Genomic DNA, 22,500 nt, shown 5'->3' with positions numbered 1-22,500 from the left:
ATCGGAAAGATCAGGAAATGGGGCTTCAAGCAAATCCCGACCGCCGCGACCAGCGCAGGCAGGATAGATCGCGGGCCGATACTTCCGGACAGTTGACCAACGAGCCACGGCAGAATGAGCAAGACCAAAAGATGTTCACGCTGCGCGATGTTGTTGATTGCTGCGACGGTAACGCCAAATCCCATCAAGACTAGGAAGATGGCTCTGGTTCTGTGGGGCAAAAGATCTGCATCCCGCAGAATGTGACCGGACCAAGCAAGGCTTCCTGCCGTCAACACGGCCACGAACAGATACTGACCATTGACGAGGGATACACCGGGAAGCTTGGACAATAGCACTGCGGGGACGGTCAGGAAAAAGTTCAGGGGCGGATTGATTTCGAACACATCCACGTACAGAACCGCGCCAGCCAACAGTTTCTCGGTTGCGACAAGATACCAAGCCACATCGTGATGATGCGGGCGCGACCAATAAACCAACAAAAAGACCATCGCGACTGCTGCCGAGATCAAGATCGAGGTCCAATCCAGCCGGATCTTCTGCCGATGCTGGGCAAACACCCAGAATTTCATGGCAAAGAACGATGCCAAGGGTACCGCGATCGCAACCAAAGCCATCGAAAGCCCAAAGCCCTGCCCCATGCGCTCGGTAATTAACCACACGACGGACGAGCTGGTTAACAAGCCAACCAGAGACACGAACAAAAACCTTGGCATGTGTTGCGCATGATCCGGGCGTGTCTGGAAAGTAATCCGGGCATGCCCGAAATAGGACAGCAGCACCGCTGCGATGAACCCAGAAAAGTTAGCGACCAATCCGTCCAGCCCGAAGACAGAGTTCGCAATGAGCGCAACACAGACATGGACCAGCGTGGCCAGTCCCCCTACCCCTGCAAAGCGCACGAGCTGCATGAACATAGTCAGGCTTTCTCGATCACGGCGGCCAAGGACAAGCCAAAGGGCAACGAGATGCGCCCCAGAAAATGCCGCTCCGACGAAAACAAAGTTTTCATCGCCGCATTCACCGGCGCTGGCGGCATGTCGTCATCCGGCGTGTCGCGTCCGGTTAGCTTTTTCAGGGCCCGCACCACAACAGCGACAGGGAACAGATACATGTTGAAATAGCTGCAATAGGTCACGCGCAAACCGGCACGGGATGCGGCCTCGGTCAGGCTTTTGCGGGTATAGCGGCGGAAGTGGTGGTGCGTTTCGTCATGGCGAGACCACATAAATGGAAACGCCGGGACAGTCACAAGAAGCTTTCCGCCGGGTGCCAATCGTGCGCCAAGTGCGGCCAAAGATGCCTCGTCCTGTTCCACATGCTCAAGCACATCAAACAGGCCAATCAAATGGTAATCACGCGGTGCAAAGGGCAGATCATCTGGCAAGGCGCCAAATTGAACATCAAGACCGGACAGGTCTCGCGACATCTCGCGGGCAACATCGTCATACTCGAATGCATCAAGCTGACCAAACTCTTGCAGCATGGCAAGGTTGCCCCCGCTGCCACAGCCAGCTTCCAGAATACGCGCGTCCGACGGCAAATCGGCCTTTCGACGGACCAACGTGCCAATGATTTTGCGACGTGCGACAAACCACCAGTGGTTCGCCTCAAGCTCGCTCATGCGCTGATAGACATCACGATCCATCACGGGTCTCCTGTTCGTCGCCATGCAGATAGGACCGCACGATATAAAGGGGGCGTTGGCGGACTTCTGTATAAATACGACCGACATACTCGCCGATGATCCCCAAGGCGAACATGTTCATGCCGCCAAAAGTCAGGATCAGAATGATCGTCGAAGCATAACCGGGCGTGTCCACCCCAAGGATCAACACCCGTACGAACAAAAAGACCGAATAGAGAAAAGACATCAGCGCCATGGTCAGACCCACATAGGTCCAGACGCGCAGAGGCATGGTCGAGGCCGCGAAAATTCCATCCAACGCCAGCTTCCACAGCTTCCAGTAAGACCACTGCGTTTCACCGGCCAACCGTGCCGGGCGTTCATAGCTGACCTCGGCGGTTTCAAACCCGACCCAGCTGAAGATGGCTTTGTTGAAACGCGAGCGTTCGCCAAGCGAATTGATGGCTTGCACAACCTCACGGTCCAGAAGACGGAAATCACCGACACCCATTGGGATTGGGTATTCGGCCAGCAAGTTGAAAAGTCGATAGAACATGCCCGCGCTAGTGCGTTTGACCCAGGTATCTTCATCCCGCTTCGCGCGCTGCGCATTTACAACTTTCGCACCTTTGCGCCAGGCTGCGATCATCTGGGGGATAACCTCGGGGGGATCTTGCAGATCCACATCCATCGGGATCACCGCATCCCCCGAGGCATGAGACAAACCAGCCGACAGTGCGGCTTCTTTCCCGAAATTGCGTGACAGGTTCACAAGTGATATCCGCGCGTCCGTTTCACGGGCCTGCGTGATGATCGTTTCCGTCCGATCCGCACTGCCATCATTGACGAACAGGAACTCGAATTCACAGGTGTCATTCAGTTCGGACAGTGCGGTATCGCAACAATCAAGAAACGGCTGAATGCTGTCCATCTCGTTGTAAACCGGGATGATCAGGGTAATGGTCCGACGATCCAGGATCGGGGCCAGCGGAATATCGATTTCGGGGCTGTTTGTGTCTACCCCCATGAATACTGCCTCAACTACTTCAAAAGAACTTTTCGAACATTGGTTCGCGAACAGTCTACGCGTTTCGGGCGCATTGTTCATGTTTAAATTGAGGCATTATGGCGGAATTCTTGGACCCGTGTGATCGATGCCAGTTCCGCAAAGAAAAACCCCCGGTGCAGGTGCCGCCGGGGGTTTCATCTGGGAGAATGAGAAGGCTACTTAGTCTTTGTTGCAGTCTTTCATGAACTCAGTCCAAGTCGGGGTGCATTCCGAGTTCATGAAACGACGGGCTTTGGTTTGCACAGCGACGAAAAGGTCAGCAATGGCCGAAGCCAACGGAGTAACGGGAGCGATCAGAGCGTTCATCTTGGCGGTCCTTAACAGGGTAATGTCTAGTTGCCGCCCTGATAGGAGGGAGCCGCCCAAACAACCACCGTTGAATCGGAAAGCCCGGGTTGCAAGGGATGCATGGGTTGGGTGGTTGTGGCGAGGAAAGTCAGGGAGCCGAAACGTCTATGCATAATGATACATTGCCATAGCGCCCTCCCGTGGGAAGGGTCGTGCGCTACCCGGCGATGCCGGGACACTTCCGGAAAAGCTAGGCTTGTTGTTATCTCGTCAGTCGATGCAACAATCGAACAAAATCTGTTCCCCAACTAATTGCTTCGCTCATTTCCTCGACCGGCACTCGATACATAGCCAACATATCTTCCCCAACTCGTTCAAAAGTCAGAAACACGATATAGCTCGGATCTTCCTTACTACATCCGATGCAGCGCGAATGAGCAACATGGTCACGAAGCGTTGAGAAACGCTCGTATCGCCGTTTAATTTTTCTTAGCTTTCTTGCTGCTTCCGCTCCACTTTCGTGATTCTTCAGTGCCTTGATAACTTGAGCCAGCTTGTGAGACCCTCGAAGCTTTCGTATCTCGTCAGCGGCATCGGCCCATCCCATGGAGCGCACATCTGCGAGCAACATGCTCAGTGCCCCATCAATTGTTGCCCAAGTGAGCACTAAATCCAACAAAACGTCCCGCTGCGAAGAACTTAGCTCAATTACATCTGGAGGTACTTCGTCAACCATATGTCACCTCCAAACAAAAACACCCCGGCCATTTCTGACCGGGGTGCTTTGTGTCTTCAAGAGAAAGTCTAAGCCGGGGCTCAGCCTTTTTCCTCGATGATCTCAACCATATGCGGGATCTTGGCGATCATGCCGCGCACGGCCGGGGTATCCTCCAGCTCGCGGGTTTTGTGCATCTTGTTCAGGCCCAGGCCGATCAGCGTAGCGCGCTGGTCTTGGGGGCGACGGATCGGCGAGCCGACCTGTTTTACAACGATGGTTTTAGCCATTGGTCAGATCTCCTTACGCGTCTGCGGCTTCAGCCGGAGCGTCCGACTTAGCACCCAGAATGTCAGCAACCTTCTTGCCACGACGCTGAGCGACCTGGCGAGGGCTGGATTCTTTCTTCAGACCGTCCATGGTGGCGCGGATCATGTTATAGGGGTTCTGCGAGCCGATCGACTTCGACACAACGTCCTTGATGCCCAGCATCTCGAATACGGCACGCATCGGACCACCGGCGATGATCCCGGTACCTTCCGGAGCGGTACGCATGACGACTTTACCAGCGCCGTGACGACCTTCGGTGTCGTGGTGCAGGGTGCGGCCCTCTTTCAGAGGTACGCGGATCATCTGGCGCTTGGCTTGCTCGGTGGCTTTGCGAATGGCTTCAGGAACCTCTTTCGCTTTACCTTTACCAAAGCCGACGCGGCCTTTCTGGTCACCAACAACTACCAGAGCTGCGAAGCCGAAGTTTTTACCACCCTTGGTGGTTTTCGACACGCGGTTGATCGCAACCAGGCGATCTGCAAATTCCGGAGCTTCGTCGCGATCGCGGCGGTTCCGGCGGTTTTCACGTTCTGCCATGAGAACATCCTTTTATAAGGCGACGTCTTGCGCCGTTTAACTCAATCCCAGTGGGCGCGGATGCACCCCCGGATTATCGGAGGGGCAGCGGAAAACCGTTGCCCCTCTCAAAGTTCTTAGAACTTCAGGCCACCTTCACGGGCAGCGTCGGCCAGAGCCTTCACTTTGCCGTGGAACAGGAAGCCGCCACGATCGAAGTAGCATTCTTCGATCCCAGCTTTTTTCGCGCGCTCGGCAATCGCGGTGCCCACTTTGGAAGCGGCCTCCACGTTGTTCTTGCCAACAACACCAAGTGCTTTTTCCAGCGACGAAGCCGAAGCAAGGGTTGTCCCTTGAACGTCGTCGATGATCTGCACGCTGATGTTTTTCGACGAGCGGTGCACCGAAAGGCGCAGCTTGCCAACATTGTGCTTGCGAAGTTTGTTCCGGACGCGCAGGCGGCGCTTGAGGAACAGGGTCCGTTTGCTGTTTGCCATCTGTCTGGTCCTTACTTCTTCTTACCTTCCTTGCGGAAGATATACTCGTCTTTGTATTTGATGCCTTTGCCTTTGTAGGGCTCGGGCTTACGCCATTCGCGGATGTTTGCCGCGGTCTGGCCGACGAGTTGTTGATCAATGCCTTCAACGATGATGATCGTCGGCTTCGGAGCAGTCACAGTGACGCCCTCCGGAGCAACGAAATCAACGTCGTGCGAGTAGCCAAGGTTCAGCTTCAGGGTGTTGCCCTGCATCTGAGCACGATAACCAACACCGTTGATTTCCAGCTCTTTCTTGAAGCCTTCGCTTACGCCGGTCACCAAGTTGGCAACCATCGTGCGGCTCATGCCCCACTGCTGACGTGCACGTTTCGACTTGCCGCGCGGTTCAACCGACACAGTGTTGTCTTCAATCGCGATGGTCACATCATCTGTGGCGGTGAAAGTTAGGGTTCCCTTGGGGCCCTTCACTTCAACGGTCTGGCCCGACAAGCTGGCAGTTACGCCAGAGGGCAGCTCGACCGGTCGTTTACCAATACGAGACATAGAGACCTCCTTAGAAGACGGTGCAAAGCACTTCGCCACCAACATTCTGGTTGCGAGCGTTTGCATCGGACATGACGCCTTTAGGGGTCGAAACGATCGACACACCCAGACCCTGACGGACCTGCGGGATGTCTTTCGAACCCATGTAGACGCGACGACCCGGCTTCGAAACCCGCTTCAACTCGCGGATAACGGGCGTGCCGTCAAAGTATTTAAGGCTGATTTCAAGAGTGGCGTGGCCACGCTCGTCAGTGCCATTTTCGTAGCCGCGGATGTAGCCTTCGTCAGCCAGTACATCCAGAACCCAGCCGCGCAGTTTCGACGCAGGGGTCGAAACGGTGGACTTGCCGCGCATGTGAGCGTTGCGGATACGGGTGAGCATATCGCCGATAGGATCGTTCATATCTTCTCTCCCTTACCAGCTCGATTTCACCATGCCGGGGATCTGGCCCGCAGAGCCAAGTTCCCGCAGCGCGATACGCGACACCTTCAGCTTACGATAGTAAGCGTGAGGACGACCGGTCAGCTGGCAACGGTTGTGCAAGCGTGTGGCCGAGCTGTTGCGCGGCAGTTTTGCAAGCTTCAGGCGGGCGGTGAAACGCTCTTCCATAGTCTTGCTCTCATCATTCGCGATCTCTTTCAGAGCAGCGCGCTTAGCAGCATACTTTGCCACCAGCTTTTCGCGCTTCTTCTCGCGTTCGATCATTGCTTTTTTAGCCATGTCTATTCCTTCCCGCGGATCAGCTGTTGAAGGGCATGTTGAAGTGCTTCAACAGGCTCTTTGCTTCCGCGTCGGTTTCAGCGGTGGTGGCAATCACGATGTCCATGCCCCAGGTCTCATCAACTTTATCAAAGTCGATTTCCGGGAACACGATGTGCTCTTTCAGGCCGGTGGCATAGTTGCCGCGACCGTCGAACGAGGTACCCGATACGCCGCGGAAGTCGCGGATACGGGGCATCGCGATGGTGATCAGGCGGTCCAGGAATTCATACATCCGGTCGCCGCGCAGGGTCACCTTGGTGCCGATGATCATACCTTCACGCAGACGGAACGGAGCGTGCGACTTGCGCGCTTTCGTACCAACGGCCTGCTGGCCGGCGATCTTGGTCAGATCTTCGATTGCTGACTTGGCTTTTTTCGAGTCCTTAACGGCCTCAGCGCCACAACCAATGTTCAGAACGATTTTTTCCAGACGCGGGATCTGCATGTCGTTCTTGTAACCGAATTCCTCTTTCAGGGCGGCACGGATGCTGTCCTTGTAAGCGGCCTTCAGGCGGGGGGTGTAGTTTGCGGTATCCAGCATCAGACAGTCTCCCCGGTGGTTTTGGCGAAACGCACTTTCTTGCCGTCTTCCTCGCGGAAGCCAACGCGCGTTGCTTTGCCGTTCTTGTCCAGAAGGGCCAGGTTCGACAGCTGGATCGGCATCGCTTTCGGGATGCGGCCACCTTGTGCGTTCTGGCTCTGACGGGTGTGGCGGATTGCGATGTTCACACCATCAACGATGGCTTTACCAGCTTTCGGGTCAACCGACGAAATCTCGCCCTGTTTACCTTTGTCTTTGCCGGCCAGAACGACAACCTTGTCGCCTTTTCTCAACTTAGCAGCCATCTTACAGCACCTCCGGAGCCAGCGAGATGATCTTCATGAAGTTCTTCGCGCGCAGTTCGCGAACAACCGGTCCGAAGATACGGGTGCCCACGGGCTCGTTGTTGTTGTTCAGGATGACAGCAGCGTTGCGGTCAAAACGGATTGCGGTGCCGTCGTCACGACGGACCTCTTTGGCGGTGCGAACGACGACGGCCTTACGGACGTCACCTTTTTTTACGCGACCGCGCGGGATGGCTTCCTTAACCGAGACAACAATGATGTCGCCAACGGATGCGTATTTACGCTTGGAACCACCCAGAACCTTGATGCACTGAACACGGCGAGCGCCGCTGTTGTCAGCTACATCCAGATTGGTTTGCATCTGGATCATGTGGTTTCTCCCGACCTTTGGGGCGCCGATGCATGGCGGAACCCCCAGGGTTTCGACTTGTTAAGTCGTCCGGGAAGGTAAGTTAAACTTAGCCTTCCAGAACTTCCCAACGCTTGGTTTTCGACTTCGGTGCACATTCGATGATGCGAACCTTATCGCCTGCCTTGAAGGCATTCTTTTCGTCGTGAGCGCGATATTTCTTCGACTTACGAACGGTTTTCTGAAGCAGCGGGTGCTTGAAGCGGCGTTCAACCGAAACAGTCACGGTTTGCTCGTTTGCGGCGCTGGTAACAACACCATTCAGGATACGTTTGGGCATTCTTCAGGCTCCTCTTACTCAGCCGCAGATTTGGCTTGTTCACTCAGGATGGTTTTCACACGCGCGGCGTCGCGACGTACTTTACGCATCTGAGAAGTGTTTTCGAGGGCACCTGTCGCCTGCTGAAAACGCAGGTTGAAGCTTTCCTTTTTCAGCTCTGCCAGCTTTTCGCGCAGCTGGTCAGGAGACTGATCACGCAGTTCCTTGGCGTTCATTCGCCTGTTCCTTTCCTTGCACCAGAGAGCTCTTCCCGTCTTAGCGGAAGGTCACCCTATGTCTGGTGGGTTATATGCAATACACACGAATCCCGTTGCCGGGAATCCGCGAGATGTGCGTCTATAGGGGGATTAGGGGGTGGGGGCAAGGGAAAGTTTGGGTATTTGGCATGATCAACTACTTGGCACAGACACCCACTCATGGTTGAGTGTCTGTGAACCAATTAGAGTTCAGTATCATAACGAGGACAGAATGAAGACAATCCCCATTTTGCTTACCATTTCAATGCTTGCCCTTTCCGCCTGCAATCCTGCAACACAAGAAGCAATGAAATCTGGAATTAGAAGCGGCGTCGCGCTGGAAGCATATGCAGCGAAAAGCAGCTTTGGTATGAAACGTCATCAAGATCGCGTTGCAGCCTCTCCAGCGGTCGTAAGTGATCGACTGGCACGATTTGCGCGCGAGTGCGTCAACGGCCGAGGGATCAAAGTTGAAGTCATCCACGTCGGCATTCCACGCGGCGGCCCTGCAAATAAGGAAATCCTGTTTCAGTCCAGGATTACAAATGAAGACGGCACGCCACGTTTGATCATCGCGCAACAAAATGGCGGCGCTGTGCTGCATCTGTCGGAAGGCAGCAAAGGCTATAATGTTCAGTTGTCAACCAAGATCCAAAGTGACGGCGCTGGTGGCACCTTGCTAACCACAACACGGAACATTTCATTTGGAGCCATCTTCAAAGAAGCGTTGAAATGGGCCAGTGGGCAAACCACGACCTGCAAGCCACTCATCAAAGAAACAGTTAGCCGTTTCTAAGCTCACCCATGGCCTCAATCTCTGCTGAAAGCGGTTGAGGCCATGGGGTTAATACCTTGCGTTTGGTTGTTCTGAGGCAGCTTGTCCCCTCGCCCTCCCCATCCTTTTCCGCTATCCCTGCCCCATGGCCAATATCTCTTCCCTCTTCGTGACCCGCCTTTACCATGCTCAACTGTCCGAGTTTGACCCCAAGGTCAGCCAGGACGAGCTTTATGACAGCTGCTATTCCATCGCCGAGGATGACGAGGCGGGGCAGGAGTGGTGCGAGGCCGAGGGCTATCCCGGCTACACCTCTTATGCCTCCCTGACCGACCTGCCCTGGCGCTTCCCGATCTTCAAGGATCTGGTGGACAGCTTGGACAAGCACGTCGCGGCGTTTGCCGAGGATCTGGAGTTCAATCTGGACGACCGCGAGCTGGTGCTGGAAGATATTTGGATCAACATCCTGCCGCCCGGCGGCTATCACTCGGCGCATATCCATCCGCATTCCGTCATTTCCGGCACCACTTATCTGGCCCTGCCAGAAGGCGCTGGTGCGTTGCGCTATGAAGACCCGCGCCACGCCCGCATGATGGCCGCCCCGCCCCGCCGCAAAAACGCGCGTGAAGAACTGCAGAACTTCATCACCAAGCGTCCCGCCGAGGGTGACGTACTGCTGTGGGAAAGCTGGTTGCGCCACGAGGTGATGCAAAACACCGGCGAGGAAGAACGCCTTTCGGTGAGCTTTAACTACAAGTGGGGCGAGTGACCGCCCGCGGCCTCCCCCATCGAACACCACCTCAAACCGCGCCCCATTGGCGCGGTTTCGCTTTCCGGCCCGTAAAATCGGCAAACCGCCGCGCCAGATCCCGTTGATATTGGATAACACTGGTGGCCCTCCTATCGTCATGCTCAACACCCGCATCCGAAACGGCGAAGCCTGCGACCTGTAATACGGAGAGAGACATGAAAACCGCGACCAAAGCCGCCCTGATCCTTGCCCTGCTTCCCCTGACGGCAGGGGCTTCTTGGGCTGGCAACAACAAGGCCAAGGGGCAAGGCGCTGCGGGCTGCCCGCCCGGTCTGGCGAAGAAGAACCCGCCCTGTGTGCCGCCGGGTTTGGCGAAACCAAAATCGGGGGACTACATTCGTGACTATGACTATTACCCCTTCACGGATTACGACCGCTATCAGCTGGATCCCCGCTATAGATACTATCGCGTGGGCGAGATGATCTATCGCGCGGACCCGACCACCTTCCGCATTCTGGAAGTGATCGGCCTGATGGACGAGCTGCTGCGCTAGACGCTCAATGTTGCAATCCTCGGTCCGGTGCCTATCTGCTTCGCATTGCGCCACATCCGAGGACAACATGAGCACATTCCGTGACACCCCCCTTGCCGAGTTGTCAGTCGACTTCGGCACCCGCCCGACCATGCCCGCGATGCCCGAGGCGACGGATGAAGATCGGCGCGCGGGGCGGAGGCTGGCGGCGATCCACCGGATGCATCTGAACGATGTGGGCCGGATCGGGATCGTGCTGGATCGGATCGAGGCGGGCGAGGCGCCGGGCAAAGACCTGTCAGAGGCGCTGACCAATGCCGAGTTCGCACAGAACGTCCGGCAATTCGGCTCGCTTTGCGGGCGGGAGTGCAAAGTGCTGACCATGCACCACGATGCCGAGGAATACATGCTGTTTCCGGAACTGGCCGAGAAGGGCAACGAGGCGCTGCGTGCTGTGGTCGCTCGGTTGGTCGAGGAACATAAGGTCGTGCACGAGCTGCTGGTCCGACTAGAACGCGCCGCAATGGCGCTGATGTTCGAGGTGGACGCCGAAAAGTTCAACGAGGCCCGTGCGGTGTTTCGGCAGCTGGAAACCGTGGTGCAGTCGCATTTCGGCTATGAAGAGACCCAGCTGGAAGAAGCGATTGGTGTTTTGGGGATTGGGATTTAGGTCCAGGCCCGACCCTGGGTGGGCGTGGACCGTGCGGTGCACGGGCCTGCTAACTAGCGCTCGACAGGAGCGGGAGCAACAGCACCCCAAGCCAACAAAATAACCTTAAAAATCGCGAAGTTGAGTGCGTCCAATTCAGGGAAAGAAAACCTACGCTTCTCATTGTCATCCCAATACTCAAGCTCAGACCCATGCGCGACAAAAGTCCCATGACTTATCGCATTTCTAAGTCGTCTGACTTCGTCATCTCGGAGTAGCTTCAGCGCGGATTTGAGGTGATGGTCTTTTTGCTCACGATTAATGTCGCCAAGTGCTGAAACTAGTTCTTCTGAACGCCCCAACACAACTGACACATATGTACGAAAGATAGTCGACGAGTTGTTCAGCGCCTCTGCCTTCGCCCAGAATGCAAGTTCATCATCTTGGATTGAGGGGGCTGGGAAATACTTATCCAATACGTCAGCATCACTGATAACTTGCTTCAAAACAGCTGAATTTGACCAAAGAAGCACTGCTTGATTAAGTCTTGCGGACAAGTTTGCAAGCTGCCCCGAATGCAAACGCAGCAGATTTAGCACCGCAGTATCCGACTTAAACCTGTCAAATTCTTCCAGCCGTTTTTCAATCTGCTCAGGGATATGTTTAGGTTGCAATCTCACACAGATAGTTCTGCACAACGACTTCATTTCATCAATGCAAAAACCCCCGCCGATTTCTCGGCGGGGGTTTTTTAATTTTCTCTACCGGGGTGCGGCCCGCGAGTTTCCTTCGGAAATTCGCTACACCGCACTGCTTCAGTTTGCCGAAGGCAAATTGAAGCTTACCAGTCCTCGCGGACCACGACGCGCGATTTGATCGGCAGTTTCATGGCAGCAAGGCGCAGAGCTTCGCGAGCAACGTCGTCGTTGACGCCGTCGATCTCGAACATAACGCGGCCCGGCTTAACTTTGCAGGTCCAACGGTCCACGGAACCTTTACCTTTACCCATACGAACTTCGATGGGCTTGGCGGTTACCGGGGTGTCCGGGAAGATGCGGATCCATACACGACCCTGACGCTTCATGTGACGCGTCATGGCACGACGGGCAGCTTCGATCTGACGCGCAGTCACACGCTCAGGCTCGAGAGCTTTCAGACCATAGGAACCGAAGTTCAGGTCCGAACCGCCTTTGGCCAGACCTTTGATCCGGCCTTTGTGCATCTTGCGGAATTTTGTACGCTTAGGCTGAAGCATATCTCATATCTCCTTAGCGACGGCCGCCGGCGCCACGGGGCGCGGGACCTTCCTGGAGCTCAGCTTGACGACGATCACGAGCAGCAGGATCGTGCTCCATGATTTCGCCTTTGAAGATCCAGGTTTTGATACCGATGATGCCGTAAGGCGTCATAGCTTCTGCATGTGCATAGTCGATGTCAGCGCGCAGGGTGTGCAGAGGCACACGACCTTCGCGGTACCATTCAGTACGCGCGATTTCAGCACCGCCAAGACGGCCAGCAACGTTGATACGGATGCCAAGGGCGCCCATACGCATGGCGTTCTGTACGCCGCGCTTCATGGCACGACGGAAGGACACACGACGTTCCAGCTGCTGAGCGATCGATTCTGCGACCAGGGCAGCGTCCAGCTCGGGCTTGCGAACTTCAACGATGTTGAGGTGCAGTTCCGAGTCGGTGATGTTGGCGATTTTCTTGCGCAGGGTTTCGATGTCTGCGCCTTTCTTGCCAATGATCACACCGGGACGAGCAGTGTGGATCGTAACGCGGCACTTTTTGTGCGGACGCTCGATGATCACACGGCTGATACCAGCCTGCTTGCATTCGGTCTTGATGAAGTCACGAATCTTCAGGTCTTCCAGAAGAAGATCACCGTAGTCTTTCGTGTCTGCGTACCAGCGGCTATCCCAGGTGCGGTTGACCTGAAGACGCATGCCGATCGGATTTACCTTATGACCCATTAGGCTTGCTCCTCAATTTGACGCACCTTGATGGTGAGTTCCGAGAACGGCTTCATGATCTTGCCGAAACGACCACGGGCGCGCGGACGACCGCGTTTCATGGTCAGGTTTTTACCCACATAGGCCTCGGCAACGATCAGTTCATCGATGTCCAGGTTGTGGTTGTTTTCGGCGTTCGCAATCGCGGACTGAAGGCATTTCTTCACATCCTGAGCGATCCGCTTGTTCGAGAAAGTCAGATCGGTCAGAGCACGATCAACTTTCTTGCCACGGATCATTTGCGCGACCAGGTTCAGTTTCTGCGGGGACGTACGGAGCATGCGAGTTTTCGCCATTGCTTCGTTCTCGGCCACGCGGCGGGGATTTTTATCCTTACCCATGGCTTACTTCCTCTTCGCTTTTTTGTCGGCTGCGTGACCGTAGTAGGTACGGGTCGGCGAGTATTCACCGAACTTCTGGCCGATCATGTCTTCGGTCACCAGCACGGGAACGTGCTTTTGGCCGTTATAGACGCCAAAGGTCAAACCCACGAACTGGGGCAAGATGGTCGAACGACGCGACCAGATCTTGATGACCTCGTTTTTGCCCGACTCGCGGGTCTTTTCGGCTTTTTTGAGGACGTAAGCGTCGACAAAAGGGCCTTTCCAGACAGAACGTGCCATATCTTAGCGGCCCTTCTTCTTGGCGTGACGCGAGCGGATGATCAGCTTCGACGACGCCTTGTTCTTGTTGCGGGTACGTGCACCTTTGGTCGGCTTACCCCAAGGAGTAACCGGGTGACGACCACCAGAGGTACGACCCTCACCACCACCGTGCGGGTGATCGACCGGGTTCATAACAACACCACGGACCGACGGGCGGATGCCTTTGTGGCGCATACGACCGGCTTTACCGTAGTTCTGGTTCGAGTTGTCAGGGTTCGACACGGCACCAACGGTGGCCATGCATTCCTGGCGTACCATGCGCAGTTCGCCCGACGACAGGCGGATCTGAGCGTAGCCACCGTCACGACCAACGAACTGAGCGTAGGTACCAGCTGCACGAGCGATCTGGCCGCCCTTGCCTGGTTTCAGTTCGATGTTGTGAATGATGGTACCGATCGGCATGCCCGAGAACGGCATAGCGTTGCCCGGCTTCACGTCGGCCTTGGCCGATGCGACGATGGTGTCACCAACAGCCAGACGCTGCGGTGCCAGGATGTACGCCTGCTCGCCGTCTTCGTATTTTACGAGGGCGATGAAGGCGGTACGGTTGGGGTCATATTCGATCCGTTCAACCGTGGCTGCGACGTCAAACTTGTTACGTTTGAAGTCAACGATACGATAGAGACGCTTCGCACCACCACCTCGGCGGCGCGACGTGATCCGTCCGGTGTTGTTCCGGCCGCCCGATTTTGTCAAACCCTCAGTCAAGGCTTTGACAGGACGTCCTTTCCACAGCTCCGAACGGTCGATCAGAACCAGCCCACGCTGGCCCGGCGTCGTCGGTTTGTACGACTTAAGTGCCATGTTTACTGTCTTCCGTTTGCATGTGCGGGCAAATGGTTTGCCCGGATGTTATAGGGCCCCGAAGGTCCCCAAGTTCAAAATATCATGGGCCCCGGAACGAATCCGAGGCCTCAAGACTTGCGCGATCTATCAGGGTTGGGGGGGTGTGGCAAGGGCCAAGGCGGAATCATTTCGAACCGATCGCCCTTTATCGTAAGACTTTGCACCATGTCGTCTGCACCACCTTAGCCATCCCTTGCCCATAAACCTTACGCTATGCAAACATGTTTGCGTACGAGGGGGTTCCGTTTCGCAGCCGGACCTACCGATTGGCGGGCAGCGCGAAACCCTGCTTAGGGAGGACTGCGTATGACATCCAAGGCCACAGAGACAACACCACCAAACGACCCAACACCTCAACAGCAGGCCATGATTGAGGTCAATGGTGTGTCTGCGGCGGATGTTACCGCATCACTCAAGGCCGGTTTCTCGGACTTTCTGACGCGCCCGATCATGAGCAGCTTCTTCGGGCTGTTCTATGCAGTCTTCGGCATTCTGTTTGTCTGGTGCCTGGTCTGGCTAGGCAAGATCTGGATGATCATTCCCGCCATGGTCGGCTTTCCGCTGGTTGCGCCCTTCGCCGCTGCGGGGCTTTATGAAATGTCGCGCCGATTGCAAAATGGTGAGAGTTTCAGTTGGTCAGACATTCTCACCGTCATGGCTCAGCAAAGTAAGCGCGAAATGGGCTGGATGGCCTTTGTCACCCTCTTCGTATTCTGGGTCTGGATGTACCAAATTCGGCTTTGGCTCGCGATCATTTTGCAGGATGTATCCTTCTCAAGCTTTGACGGCTTTTTAAACGCCGTTCTTTTCACACCCGAGGGCTGGACCTTTCTTGCAATTGGCACCTGTTCGGGCGCAGTTCTGTCGGCAGTTCTGTTCTCGGTAACGGTGGTTGCCATGCCCATGCTGCTTGAACGGGAAATCGACTTTGTGACCGCAATGTTGACGTCTGTTCGCGTCGTCACGGAAAACCCGCTGGTCATGCTGACATGGGCTGCGATCATCTCGGTCACCATGCTGATATCACTAGCGCCGGCATTTCTAGGCCTGATCTTTGCTCTGCCAATCCTTGGCCACACAACATGGCACCTCTATCAAAAGGCAGTACCTCCAGCGAAGTCATAATCTCCGCTGGCCCACTACTCCTTTGCTTGTTGAGCTATTTGCGGTCTATTCCCCCCTTCCCTTCTGCCTTAAAATCCCCCATCCTCTCGCCAACAAAACTTTGGGAAGAGTGTAATGAAGAACCTTGTTATCTTGGCAGGCGCGGCCGCGTTTGGGCTGGCGGGCTGTGTGACACCAACGGGGACAGCGGTGAATGTCTCGGACCCGAACCTGCAAAGCCGCGCGACCTTGCCGCCTGAGGTCGCTGCAACCGTAGCGCCAGGACAGGACACCAGCGACATTCGTGTGGATGCTCGCGATGGGTGCCTGATGTATCGCCACAGCGGCCCGGTCGAGACGACCTATATCCCGCTGCGCAACAAAAAGGGCCGCGCGATTTGCATCAAACGCGAGGCTTGATCGTAAGCTGAAAATAGAAACGGGCGGCCAGATTGGGCCGCCCGTTTTCGTTTATAGGGTCCGGATCAGGCCGGATAGAGATGCGCGGTCACGCCAGTTTCCACCTGATCATACAAACCAATGATATGGGCCATAACCATACGCACACAGCCCGAGCTGGCGCGCGAGCCGATTGATCGCGGCTGCGGCGAGCCGTGGATACGCAGATAGGTATCGCGGCGGCCTTCATACAGATACAGCGCACGTGACCCGAGCGGGTTCGACGGGCCTCCGTCCATGCCATCTTCGTATTTCTTATACTTGTGCGGCTCGCGCTCGATCATGTCCTTGGTTGGCGTCCAAGTCGGCCATTTGGTCTTGCGGCCGACGGTATAGGTACCGGGCTCGTACAAACCACTGCGGCCGATCGCTACGCCATAGCGCATCGCAGTGCCGTCATCGCGAATGTGATAGAGATAGCGTGCCACCGCATCCACATGGATGTCGCCCGGCTTCAACCCGTCATTGGCATGTACAACACGCGGCAACAAACGCGGCTTCAGCCCCCACGGGTTAGACGTCGCGGGATCGTAATTGGCAGGCATCACACGCGCGTCATAGCTGTTCCACATCGCGCTATTAGACACCGGACGGCGCTTAACCTTGACCGGAGCAGCTGGCGCAGGCGCGACTGGCTCGGGGGTTACTTCAGGCGTCGGAGTTTCCTGCGCCAAAAGAGGCGATGCAATTGGGCCAGAAAACAGTGTGGCAGACGTAATGACGAAATGGCGGCGGGTTAACATTGGCAATCCTCGTATAGGGATGAATCACTCATCGAACAGACCCACACTACCTACGGCGTTGACTAACACGAGTCAAAACTGCGTGTTTTCCGCCCTATTTCTTAATCCGGGTCAGCAAGCCCAAACGGTTCAGGACAAACGCCTGCCAGAAGTTCAATGCGCTCATACGTCGGAAGAGGCTCTCTCCGCGGCCTGCGCTGAGAGCCTCTTCAATCAAGGCCCACTGCTTGAGTCGCATCGGAGCTTTCGTACGCGGGATCGTTCGACCCGAAATGCGCGTGGCCCATTTGGTTTCCCAACGCTCATACCCGATTGCGTCAAAATGGACGATGCGAAGATTGATCCCCCGCGCAATGCCCGGAGGCATAAAGCGAACCCTCTTTCCGCCAAAAACGGAAGAGTGGCTGGTCAATTCCTCGGGGATCATTCCCTTCCGCAGAAGGTGTTTGCCCTCTTTATATCCAGTTACTCCTCGCCGGATCATGAACCAGTCCCGCCCATAGACCAAAATCGGCAGTAAGGTATTGCCCAGATAGCCTGTTGGGAACGGATGACGCTCGTATTCACAACTAAACTCATTATGGATATCGCCCCCCGGGCCCCAGACGGCTTCGGTGTTGCGAATGCGGACACCTTTGAAATCTTCAGGCAACTGCGCAAGCGCAACCCCGAGAGGTTCATCTGACACAACGAACTCATCCGCGTCGCAGATCAGAATCCAATCTGATGTGTTCCGTGTCAGACCATCCCTGAACGCTCCGATCTGTTTGTCTCCCAGATCGATTTGTTCTTTACCGGGATACATCTTGTCCCAATAATTGCTGTCGCAGCAATCGACGCTTACAGAGGAGTCACCCGCGAAAGCTTCTCTTATCGGGCGTGTTTCCTCTTCAGTTCCATCGAAATACAGGAAAACGTGCTCGGCACCTACGCGCTGATGGTGCTCGACGAACCTTTGCAGGACGGGAAGAGTTTCTCGAACCAAGCTACAAATCGAGAAACTGTCGATCCCACTGCTTGCTGAAATTTTGGTCCGAAAGTCAGTGCGCCACATAAGATGTCCACTCGTATTACGTTGGTTCGAGGCCTTCTACCCCCGGTTGGCTCGATCGCCAACACCGACTTGGTGCAAAATGCAAAAAAGCCCCCACCTTTCGGCAGGGGCTTTCTTTATCGGATCAAGCCGACGATCACAGTCCGGTGGACACGTCGATCGTGTTGCCCTCTTCCAGGGTAACATAGGCTTTTTTGACGTCCTTACGCTTGCCCAGCTGACCGCGGAAGCGTTTGACTTTACCCTTGGTGATGGTGGTGTTTACGGCTTTCACCTTCACACCAAACAGGGTCTCAACAGCTTCTTTGATCTGCGGCTTGTTCGAGTCGATAGCGACTTCGAAAACCACGGCGCCGTTCTCCGAAGCCATAGTGGCTTTTTCGGTGATGATCGGCTTGCGGATCACGTCATAGAGTGCAGCTTTATCGGTCATTTCAGGCGAGCCTCCAGAGCTTCGACACCTGCTTTGGTGAGCACCAGAGTGTCACGCTTCAGGATGTCATAGACGTTGGCGCCCATGGTCGGCAGGATGTCCAGGCCTTCGATGTTCTTTGCAGCACGTGCAAAGTTCTCGTTTACCTCGGCACCGTCGATAACCAGAGCACGTTTCCAGCCCAGGTCTTTGACCTGTTTGGCCAGTGCGGCGGTTTTACCTTCCGAGGCAGCGTCTTCGATCACAACCAGTTCGCCAGCTTGCGCTTTTGCGGACAGGGCGTGCTTCAGACCCAGCTTACGGAATTTCTTGGTCAGGTCGTGGCCGTGCGAACGCGGGGTCGGACCTTTGTAGATACCACCTTTACGGAAGATCGGTGCGTTACGGTCACCGTGACGTGCGCCGCCGGTGCCCTTCTGGCGATAGATCTTCTTGGTCGAGTAGCTGGTTTCCGAACGCGTCTTCACCTTGTGGGTGCCGGCTTGTGCGTTGTTACGCTGCCAACGGACCACACGGTGCAGAATGTCTGCGCGCGGCTCAAGGCCGAACAGGGCCTCGTCCAGATCAACCGAACCGGCTTTGCCGCCGTCAAGTTTGATTACATCAAGTTTCATGCTTCACCACCTTCCGCAGGGGCTTCTTCAGCCGGTGCTTCGGTTGCAGCCGATTTAAGAGCAGCCGGGAACGGAACGTTCTCGGGCAGCTTCTTTTTCACGGCGTCTTTAACGGTGACCCAGCCACCCTTCGAGCCGGGGACAGCGCCCTTGATGAACACCAGGCCACGATCGGCATCGGTCTTCACGACTTCCAGGTTTTGAGTGGTCACACGAACCGAACCCATGTGGCCGGCCATTTTCTTGCCTTTGAAAACCTTACCGGGATCCTGACACTGACCAGTCGAACCGTGCGAACGGTGGCTGATCGAAACACCGTGTGTTGCGCGCAGACCGCCGAAGTTGTGACGCTTCATGGCACCGGCAAAGCCTTTACCAATCGAAGTGCCTGCAACGTCAACCTTCTGACCCTCAACATAGTGCTCGGCCGAGATCTCTTCGCCAACGGCGATCAGGTTTTCAGCCGGAACGCGGAACTCGACCAGTTTGCGCTTGGGGGCAACGCCAGCTTTGGCGAAGTAGCCGCGCATCGGCTTCGAGGTGCGTTTGGCTTTTGCTTCACCAGCACCCAGCTGAACGGCGGTGTAACCGTCGGTCTCGTCGGTGCGGTTGGCAACAACCTGCAGGTTTTCCAGTTGAAGAACGGTCACAGGAATCTGCTTGCCGTCTTCCATGAACAAGCGGGTCATGCCCACTTTTTTCGCGATAATACCAGAGCGCATCTGTGATACCCTCCTTAGACCGAGATCTGGACGTCAACGCCAGCAGCCAGGTCGAGCTTCATCAGCGCGTCCACGGTCTGCGGGGTCGGGTCGACGATGTCGAGCAGACGCTTGTGCGTGCGGATCTCGAACTGGTCGCGGGATTTCTTGTCGATGTGAGGACCACGGAGAACCGTGAACTTCTCAATCTTGTTCGGCAGCGGGATGGGGCCGCGAACGTTTGCACCGGTCCGTTTGGCAGTGTTGACGATCTCTTGTGTGGACGCATCCAGCACACGATAGTCAAACGCCTTAAGACGGATACGAATGTTTTGACTGGTCATAGCATTCGCCCTTTCAGGCAGAGAGTTGATAGGACGACAGCTGGCTCATTCCAACTGCCCTCTTCGAACCCCAAGGAAAACGAAAAGCGGGACCGAATCCCGCCACTGCCGCTTTCCTTAGCGAACTCGCGCGTAATAGAGGGGATTTGGGGGTGTGGCAAGGGGTAAACCCACATTCACCCTGAAACGCAAAACGCGGCCCTCGGATGAGAGCCGCGTTTCAAAACTGTCGTCGAAAAGGCTTATGCCAGCTCGATGTTCACTGCCGACTCGCGACCGTCACGGCCAGCTTCAACGTCGAATGTGACTTTCTGGTCGTCAGCCAGGCCGGTCAGGCCCGAACGCTCAACAGCCGAGATGTGTACAAACACGTCTTTGCCGCCAGTTTCCGGTGCGATGAAGCCGAAGCCTTTAGTAGAGTTGAACCATTTTACGGTGCCATTGGCCATATCCGTAGTCTCCTATTTGAGTTGCCGCTCGCGGAAGTGCAGCGGCCTGGCGAGGTCGGTCTGGATCGAAAGACTGAATGCCATTGTAGGAGACAGTTGGTCGAAAAAGAAAAACGTTAGCACCGTGCAAATGGGCGCCCTAAAGCCAAATTGCAACATGTTTCGTTGAAAAGAGTGAAATTAGGCGGTTGTCTGCGGGTTCTGAGGCCACAATTCAATGCAAATCCCCTAAATTACGCGTTGCTTCCACGGCAAACGGGATTCCCAACGACTGAGGGGCACCAGTTTAGGTGGGTGAGTCTGTCTTCTGTGCCATACTAATCTTTCTATCCAGCCACAGATTTCCTGCTTTGTATCCGCCGCGAATGAGAAAGCCCGGCCGGTGTATTTCTGGAAAGTCCTCGACCCAGTCGCGAAAGCGGTCGTTGGTCACGACAATTCCATTTAGTTCTCTTGCGGCCTTAAGGATAACCGGATCCGCTGAGCTTCCCTTTGAGACCACAACAACCGCGTCTTCGGGCAGCTTCAGACGTTTCGCCAGTTTGTCATCGTCTTGATATTTTCCGACCAGCAAGTATCCAGCATTGGCATCGAATATAACGCCCGGAGCGAACCCAAGCTTTTTGAGCTCGCCCAAAACGTCTTGCAGAGGTTCGAAACATGGCTCTCCATTTTGCCAGTGCATTACATTTGAACCGTCTACAACTGCCCGCGTTCTTGCACGCGATGCTTGCCGTTCCTTCGGCTTTAGTAGCCTAAGAAGCAGAAACAGACTTGCTGCAAACACTAATGCCGAGGGGATCATATACTCAGACCAATCCGCATGAAGAAACGCAGCGACAGTGAAGAGGCTTGAGAAGACCGTCGCACTATAGAAAAGAACCAATAAAAGCTTGCGCATATTCGTGTCCGTTCAAAACAACCCAGACACGCTTAAATTGAATCCTACGACAGTTCAACATCTGTCCGACGGGCAACGCCTCACCCAAAGTAAAAAGGGCGCCCATTGGGCGCCCTTCTTTATTCTGTATCTCTAGGCTCTCGCCCCTAAGAACGCTGGGCGTTCTTAGTCGATGATTTTCGAGACAACGCCCGAACCAACGGTGCGGCCGCCTTCACGGATAGCGAAGCGCAGCTTCTCTTCCATGGCGATCGGAGCGATCAGCTCGACGTTGAACTTCAGGTTGTCGCCCGGCATCACCATTTCGGTGCCAGCGGGCAGTTCAACAGTACCGGTCACGTCGGTGGTACGGAAGTAGAACTGCGGACGGTAGTTCGCGAAGAACGGCGTGTGACGGCCACCCTCTTCCTTGGTCAGGATGTAGACCTCGGCTTCGAACTTGGTGTGCGGGTTAACCGAACCCGGCTTACACAGAACCTGGCCACGCTCAACAGCTTCACGGTCGATACCGCGCAGCAGAACACCAACGTTGTCGCCTGCTTCACCGCGATCAAGCAGCTTGCGGAACATTTCAACACCGGTACAGGTGGTTTTCTGAGTGTCTTTGATGCCAACGATTTCGATCTCGTCGCCAACGTTCACTACGCCACGCTCAACACGGCCGGTGACAACAGTACCGCGGCCCGAGATCGAGAACACGTCTTCGATCGGCAGCAGGAAGTCGCCGTCAACCGGACGATCCGGGGTCGGGATGTACTCGTCCACAGCAGCCATCAGCTCGCGGATTTTCTCTTCACCGATTTCCGGGTTCTTGCCTTCCATAGCGGCCAGCGCGGAACCCGCGATGATCGGCATGTCGTCGCCCGGGAAGTCGTATTCGTTCATCAGTTCACGAACTTCCATCTCAACCAGCTCGAGCAGCTCTTCGTCGTCTACCTGGTCAACTTTGTTCATGAAGACTACCAGCGCAGGTACACCAACCTGACGTGCCAGCAGGATGTGCTCGCGGGTCTGAGGCATGGGGCCATCAGCTGCGTTCACAACCAGAATGCCGCCGTCCATCTGGGCCGCACCGGTGATCATGTTCTTGACGTAGTCGGCGTGGCCGGGGCAGTCAACGTGCGCATAGTGACGGTTCTCGGTCTCGTACTCAACGTGAGCAGTCGAGATGGTGATGCCGCGTGCTTTCTCTTCAGGTGCACCGTCGATCTCGTCGTATGCTTTGAAATCACCAAAGAATTTGGTGATAGCTGCCGTCAGCGTCGTCTTGCCGTGGTCAACGTGACCAATCGTGCCGATGTTAACGTGCGGTTTACCGCGTTCAAACTTTTCCTTAGCCATGA

Annotated in this window: 37 protein-coding genes (1 of these 37 only partly in view); 6 read left to right on the top strand and 31 right to left on the bottom strand. The window is 55.5% G+C overall.

Annotated features, from left to right (window positions below; all coding sequences use genetic code 11):
* The 16 genes from ACP15F_RS15200 to rpmC all read right to left on the bottom strand — a co-directional run.
* Positions 1–917, bottom strand: partial view of a GtrA family protein gene (locus tag ACP15F_RS15200; protein WP_424941667.1) — the beginning only. 940 nt of this gene lie to the left of the window's left edge; 917 of the gene's 1,857 nt are visible here — the first part of the coding sequence; its start codon is at positions 915–917; the stop codon falls past the left edge of the window.
* Positions 918–919: 2 nt separating this feature from the next.
* Entirely contained in the window at positions 920–1,648 is a 729-nt protein-coding gene (locus ACP15F_RS15195) for a class I SAM-dependent methyltransferase (protein ID WP_424941666.1), read from the bottom strand.
* Positions 1,638–2,654, bottom strand: a complete 1,017-nt coding sequence (locus ACP15F_RS15190; RefSeq protein WP_424941665.1) for a glycosyltransferase family 2 protein — start codon at positions 2,652–2,654, stop codon at positions 1,638–1,640. The genes ACP15F_RS15195 and ACP15F_RS15190 overlap by 11 nt, the downstream gene beginning before the upstream one ends.
* Before the next feature lie 201 nt (positions 2,655–2,855).
* On the bottom strand, positions 2,856–3,002 hold the full coding sequence (locus ACP15F_RS15185; RefSeq protein ID WP_424941664.1) for a hypothetical protein: 147 nt from the start codon (positions 3,000–3,002) through the stop codon (positions 2,856–2,858).
* A 244-nt stretch (positions 3,003–3,246) separates the two neighbouring features.
* A complete protein-coding gene (locus ACP15F_RS15180) occupies positions 3,247–3,720 on the bottom strand; it encodes a hypothetical protein (RefSeq protein WP_424941663.1) in 474 nt (157 codons plus the stop codon).
* A gap of 80 nt (positions 3,721–3,800) precedes the next feature.
* A complete protein-coding gene (gene rpmD, locus ACP15F_RS15175) occupies positions 3,801–3,989 on the bottom strand; it encodes a 50S ribosomal protein L30 (RefSeq protein ID WP_133484938.1) in 189 nt (62 codons plus the stop codon).
* A 13-nt stretch (positions 3,990–4,002) separates the two neighbouring features.
* Entirely contained in the window at positions 4,003–4,566 is a 564-nt protein-coding gene (rpsE, locus tag ACP15F_RS15170) for a 30S ribosomal protein S5 (RefSeq protein ID WP_424941662.1), read from the bottom strand.
* Positions 4,567–4,682: 116 nt separating this feature from the next.
* Positions 4,683–5,042: a 50S ribosomal protein L18 gene (gene rplR / locus ACP15F_RS15165; RefSeq protein WP_424941661.1), complete on the bottom strand. Its 360-nt coding sequence runs from the start codon at positions 5,040–5,042 to the stop codon at positions 4,683–4,685.
* 11 nt (positions 5,043–5,053) lie between these two features.
* Entirely contained in the window at positions 5,054–5,587 is a 534-nt protein-coding gene (rplF, locus tag ACP15F_RS15160; protein WP_142854831.1) for a 50S ribosomal protein L6, read from the bottom strand.
* A gap of 10 nt (positions 5,588–5,597) precedes the next feature.
* Positions 5,598–5,990: a 30S ribosomal protein S8 gene (gene rpsH, locus ACP15F_RS15155; protein ID WP_424941660.1), complete on the bottom strand. Its 393-nt coding sequence runs from the start codon at positions 5,988–5,990 to the stop codon at positions 5,598–5,600.
* Between the two features lie 12 nt (positions 5,991–6,002).
* The gene (rpsN, locus tag ACP15F_RS15150; RefSeq protein ID WP_108857543.1) at positions 6,003–6,308 is read right to left on the bottom strand and encodes a 30S ribosomal protein S14; all 306 of its coding nucleotides are present in this window, start codon (positions 6,306–6,308) and stop codon (positions 6,003–6,005) included.
* A gap of 19 nt (positions 6,309–6,327) precedes the next feature.
* Positions 6,328–6,891: a 50S ribosomal protein L5 gene (gene rplE, locus ACP15F_RS15145; protein ID WP_424941659.1), complete on the bottom strand. Its 564-nt coding sequence runs from the start codon at positions 6,889–6,891 to the stop codon at positions 6,328–6,330.
* Positions 6,891–7,196: a 50S ribosomal protein L24 gene (rplX, locus tag ACP15F_RS15140; RefSeq protein ID WP_298564154.1), complete on the bottom strand. Its 306-nt coding sequence runs from the start codon at positions 7,194–7,196 to the stop codon at positions 6,891–6,893. Before rplX ends, rplE begins: the two co-directional genes overlap by 1 nt.
* Before the next feature lies 1 nt (position 7,197).
* A complete protein-coding gene (gene rplN / locus ACP15F_RS15135; RefSeq protein WP_007118848.1) occupies positions 7,198–7,566 on the bottom strand; it encodes a 50S ribosomal protein L14 in 369 nt (122 codons plus the stop codon).
* 88 nt (positions 7,567–7,654) lie between these two features.
* The gene (gene rpsQ, locus ACP15F_RS15130; protein WP_142854826.1) at positions 7,655–7,885 is read right to left on the bottom strand and encodes a 30S ribosomal protein S17; all 231 of its coding nucleotides are present in this window, start codon (positions 7,883–7,885) and stop codon (positions 7,655–7,657) included.
* Positions 7,886–7,899: 14 nt separating this feature from the next.
* Complete coding sequence (rpmC, locus tag ACP15F_RS15125; protein WP_424941658.1) at positions 7,900–8,100, bottom strand: 50S ribosomal protein L29; 201 nt, start codon at positions 8,098–8,100, stop codon at positions 7,900–7,902.
* A gap of 253 nt (positions 8,101–8,353) precedes the next feature.
* Between rpmC and ACP15F_RS15120 the strand changes: the two genes are divergently transcribed.
* From ACP15F_RS15120 to ACP15F_RS15105, 4 genes are all read left to right on the top strand, one after another.
* Entirely contained in the window at positions 8,354–8,917 is a 564-nt protein-coding gene (locus tag ACP15F_RS15120; protein WP_424941657.1) for a hypothetical protein, read from the top strand.
* Positions 8,918–9,041: 124 nt separating this feature from the next.
* Positions 9,042–9,665 carry a TIGR02466 family protein gene (locus tag ACP15F_RS15115; RefSeq protein ID WP_424941656.1) on the top strand — a complete coding sequence of 208 codons (624 nt, stop codon included), beginning with the start codon at positions 9,042–9,044 and terminating at the stop codon, positions 9,663–9,665.
* Positions 9,666–9,862: 197 nt separating this feature from the next.
* Entirely contained in the window at positions 9,863–10,201 is a 339-nt protein-coding gene (locus ACP15F_RS15110) for a hypothetical protein (RefSeq protein WP_424941655.1), read from the top strand.
* 67 nt (positions 10,202–10,268) lie between these two features.
* Positions 10,269–10,850 carry a hemerythrin domain-containing protein gene (locus tag ACP15F_RS15105; RefSeq protein ID WP_424941654.1) on the top strand — a complete coding sequence of 194 codons (582 nt, stop codon included), beginning with the start codon at positions 10,269–10,271 and terminating at the stop codon, positions 10,848–10,850.
* A gap of 53 nt (positions 10,851–10,903) precedes the next feature.
* Here ACP15F_RS15105 and ACP15F_RS15100 read toward each other — a convergent pair whose 3' ends face one another.
* The 6 genes from ACP15F_RS15100 to rplB all read right to left on the bottom strand — a co-directional run bounded on the left by ACP15F_RS15100 (position 10,904) and on the right by rplB (position 14,313).
* Positions 10,904–11,509, bottom strand: a complete 606-nt coding sequence (locus ACP15F_RS15100; RefSeq protein ID WP_424941653.1) for a hypothetical protein — start codon at positions 11,507–11,509, stop codon at positions 10,904–10,906.
* A 161-nt stretch (positions 11,510–11,670) separates the two neighbouring features.
* The gene (gene rplP / locus ACP15F_RS15095) at positions 11,671–12,084 is read right to left on the bottom strand and encodes a 50S ribosomal protein L16 (RefSeq protein ID WP_133484951.1); all 414 of its coding nucleotides are present in this window, start codon (positions 12,082–12,084) and stop codon (positions 11,671–11,673) included.
* A gap of 13 nt (positions 12,085–12,097) precedes the next feature.
* Positions 12,098–12,805: a 30S ribosomal protein S3 gene (gene rpsC, locus ACP15F_RS15090; RefSeq protein WP_108857554.1), complete on the bottom strand. Its 708-nt coding sequence runs from the start codon at positions 12,803–12,805 to the stop codon at positions 12,098–12,100.
* The gene (gene rplV / locus ACP15F_RS15085; protein WP_108857555.1) at positions 12,805–13,185 is read right to left on the bottom strand and encodes a 50S ribosomal protein L22; all 381 of its coding nucleotides are present in this window, start codon (positions 13,183–13,185) and stop codon (positions 12,805–12,807) included. The genes rpsC and rplV overlap by 1 nt, the downstream gene beginning before the upstream one ends.
* Positions 13,186–13,188: 3 nt before the next feature.
* Complete coding sequence (gene rpsS / locus ACP15F_RS15080) at positions 13,189–13,467, bottom strand: 30S ribosomal protein S19 (protein WP_108857556.1); 279 nt, start codon at positions 13,465–13,467, stop codon at positions 13,189–13,191.
* Positions 13,468–13,470: 3 nt separating this feature from the next.
* Positions 13,471–14,313: a 50S ribosomal protein L2 gene (rplB, locus tag ACP15F_RS15075; RefSeq protein WP_424941652.1), complete on the bottom strand. Its 843-nt coding sequence runs from the start codon at positions 14,311–14,313 to the stop codon at positions 13,471–13,473.
* A gap of 348 nt (positions 14,314–14,661) precedes the next feature.
* On the opposite strand from rplB, the gene ACP15F_RS15070 reads away from it, so the two are divergent.
* Both ACP15F_RS15070 and ACP15F_RS15065 read left to right on the top strand, forming a co-directional pair.
* Complete coding sequence (locus ACP15F_RS15070) at positions 14,662–15,480, top strand: DUF2189 domain-containing protein (protein WP_424941651.1); 819 nt, start codon at positions 14,662–14,664, stop codon at positions 15,478–15,480.
* Positions 15,481–15,594: 114 nt separating this feature from the next.
* Complete coding sequence (locus ACP15F_RS15065; RefSeq protein WP_424941650.1) at positions 15,595–15,879, top strand: hypothetical protein; 285 nt, start codon at positions 15,595–15,597, stop codon at positions 15,877–15,879.
* A 65-nt stretch (positions 15,880–15,944) separates the two neighbouring features.
* Here the strand turns inward: ACP15F_RS15065 and ACP15F_RS15060 are convergent, their stop codons facing one another.
* The 9 genes from ACP15F_RS15060 to tuf form a co-directional block, all read right to left on the bottom strand.
* Positions 15,945–16,661, bottom strand: a complete 717-nt coding sequence (locus ACP15F_RS15060; protein WP_424941649.1) for a L,D-transpeptidase — start codon at positions 16,659–16,661, stop codon at positions 15,945–15,947.
* 94 nt (positions 16,662–16,755) lie between these two features.
* Positions 16,756–17,646: a glycosyltransferase family 2 protein gene (locus ACP15F_RS15055; RefSeq protein ID WP_424941648.1), complete on the bottom strand. Its 891-nt coding sequence runs from the start codon at positions 17,644–17,646 to the stop codon at positions 16,756–16,758.
* Positions 17,647–17,851: 205 nt separating this feature from the next.
* Positions 17,852–18,148 carry a 50S ribosomal protein L23 gene (locus ACP15F_RS15050; RefSeq protein ID WP_108857563.1) on the bottom strand — a complete coding sequence of 99 codons (297 nt, stop codon included), beginning with the start codon at positions 18,146–18,148 and terminating at the stop codon, positions 17,852–17,854.
* Positions 18,145–18,762 carry a 50S ribosomal protein L4 gene (rplD, locus tag ACP15F_RS15045; RefSeq protein ID WP_163040950.1) on the bottom strand — a complete coding sequence of 206 codons (618 nt, stop codon included), beginning with the start codon at positions 18,760–18,762 and terminating at the stop codon, positions 18,145–18,147. Before rplD ends, ACP15F_RS15050 begins: the two co-directional genes overlap by 4 nt.
* Positions 18,759–19,484 (bottom strand): 50S ribosomal protein L3, encoded by a 726-nt coding sequence (gene rplC / locus ACP15F_RS15040; protein WP_163040948.1) that lies wholly within the window; start codon positions 19,482–19,484, stop codon positions 18,759–18,761. The genes rplD and rplC overlap by 4 nt, the downstream gene beginning before the upstream one ends.
* A 14-nt stretch (positions 19,485–19,498) precedes the next feature.
* Positions 19,499–19,807 (bottom strand): 30S ribosomal protein S10, encoded by a 309-nt coding sequence (gene rpsJ, locus ACP15F_RS15035; RefSeq protein ID WP_108857566.1) that lies wholly within the window; start codon positions 19,805–19,807, stop codon positions 19,499–19,501.
* A 242-nt stretch (positions 19,808–20,049) separates the two neighbouring features.
* Positions 20,050–20,256, bottom strand: a complete 207-nt coding sequence (locus tag ACP15F_RS15030) for a cold-shock protein (protein ID WP_108857567.1) — start codon at positions 20,254–20,256, stop codon at positions 20,050–20,052.
* A gap of 286 nt (positions 20,257–20,542) precedes the next feature.
* On the bottom strand, positions 20,543–21,157 hold the full coding sequence (locus ACP15F_RS15025; RefSeq protein WP_424941647.1) for an NYN domain-containing protein: 615 nt from the start codon (positions 21,155–21,157) through the stop codon (positions 20,543–20,545).
* Between the two features lie 165 nt (positions 21,158–21,322).
* Positions 21,323–22,498, bottom strand: coding sequence for an elongation factor Tu (gene tuf, locus ACP15F_RS15020; protein WP_163040919.1), 1,176 nt, complete (start codon positions 22,496–22,498; stop codon positions 21,323–21,325).
* Positions 22,499–22,500: the final 2 nt, after the last annotated feature.

Source organism: Aliiroseovarius sp. S253 (assembly GCF_049800855.1).
GTDB lineage: Bacteria > Pseudomonadota > Alphaproteobacteria > Rhodobacterales > Rhodobacteraceae > Aliiroseovarius.
The sequence above is the reverse complement of the archived record's forward strand: the minus strand, read 5'-3'. Positions and strand labels throughout refer to the sequence as shown.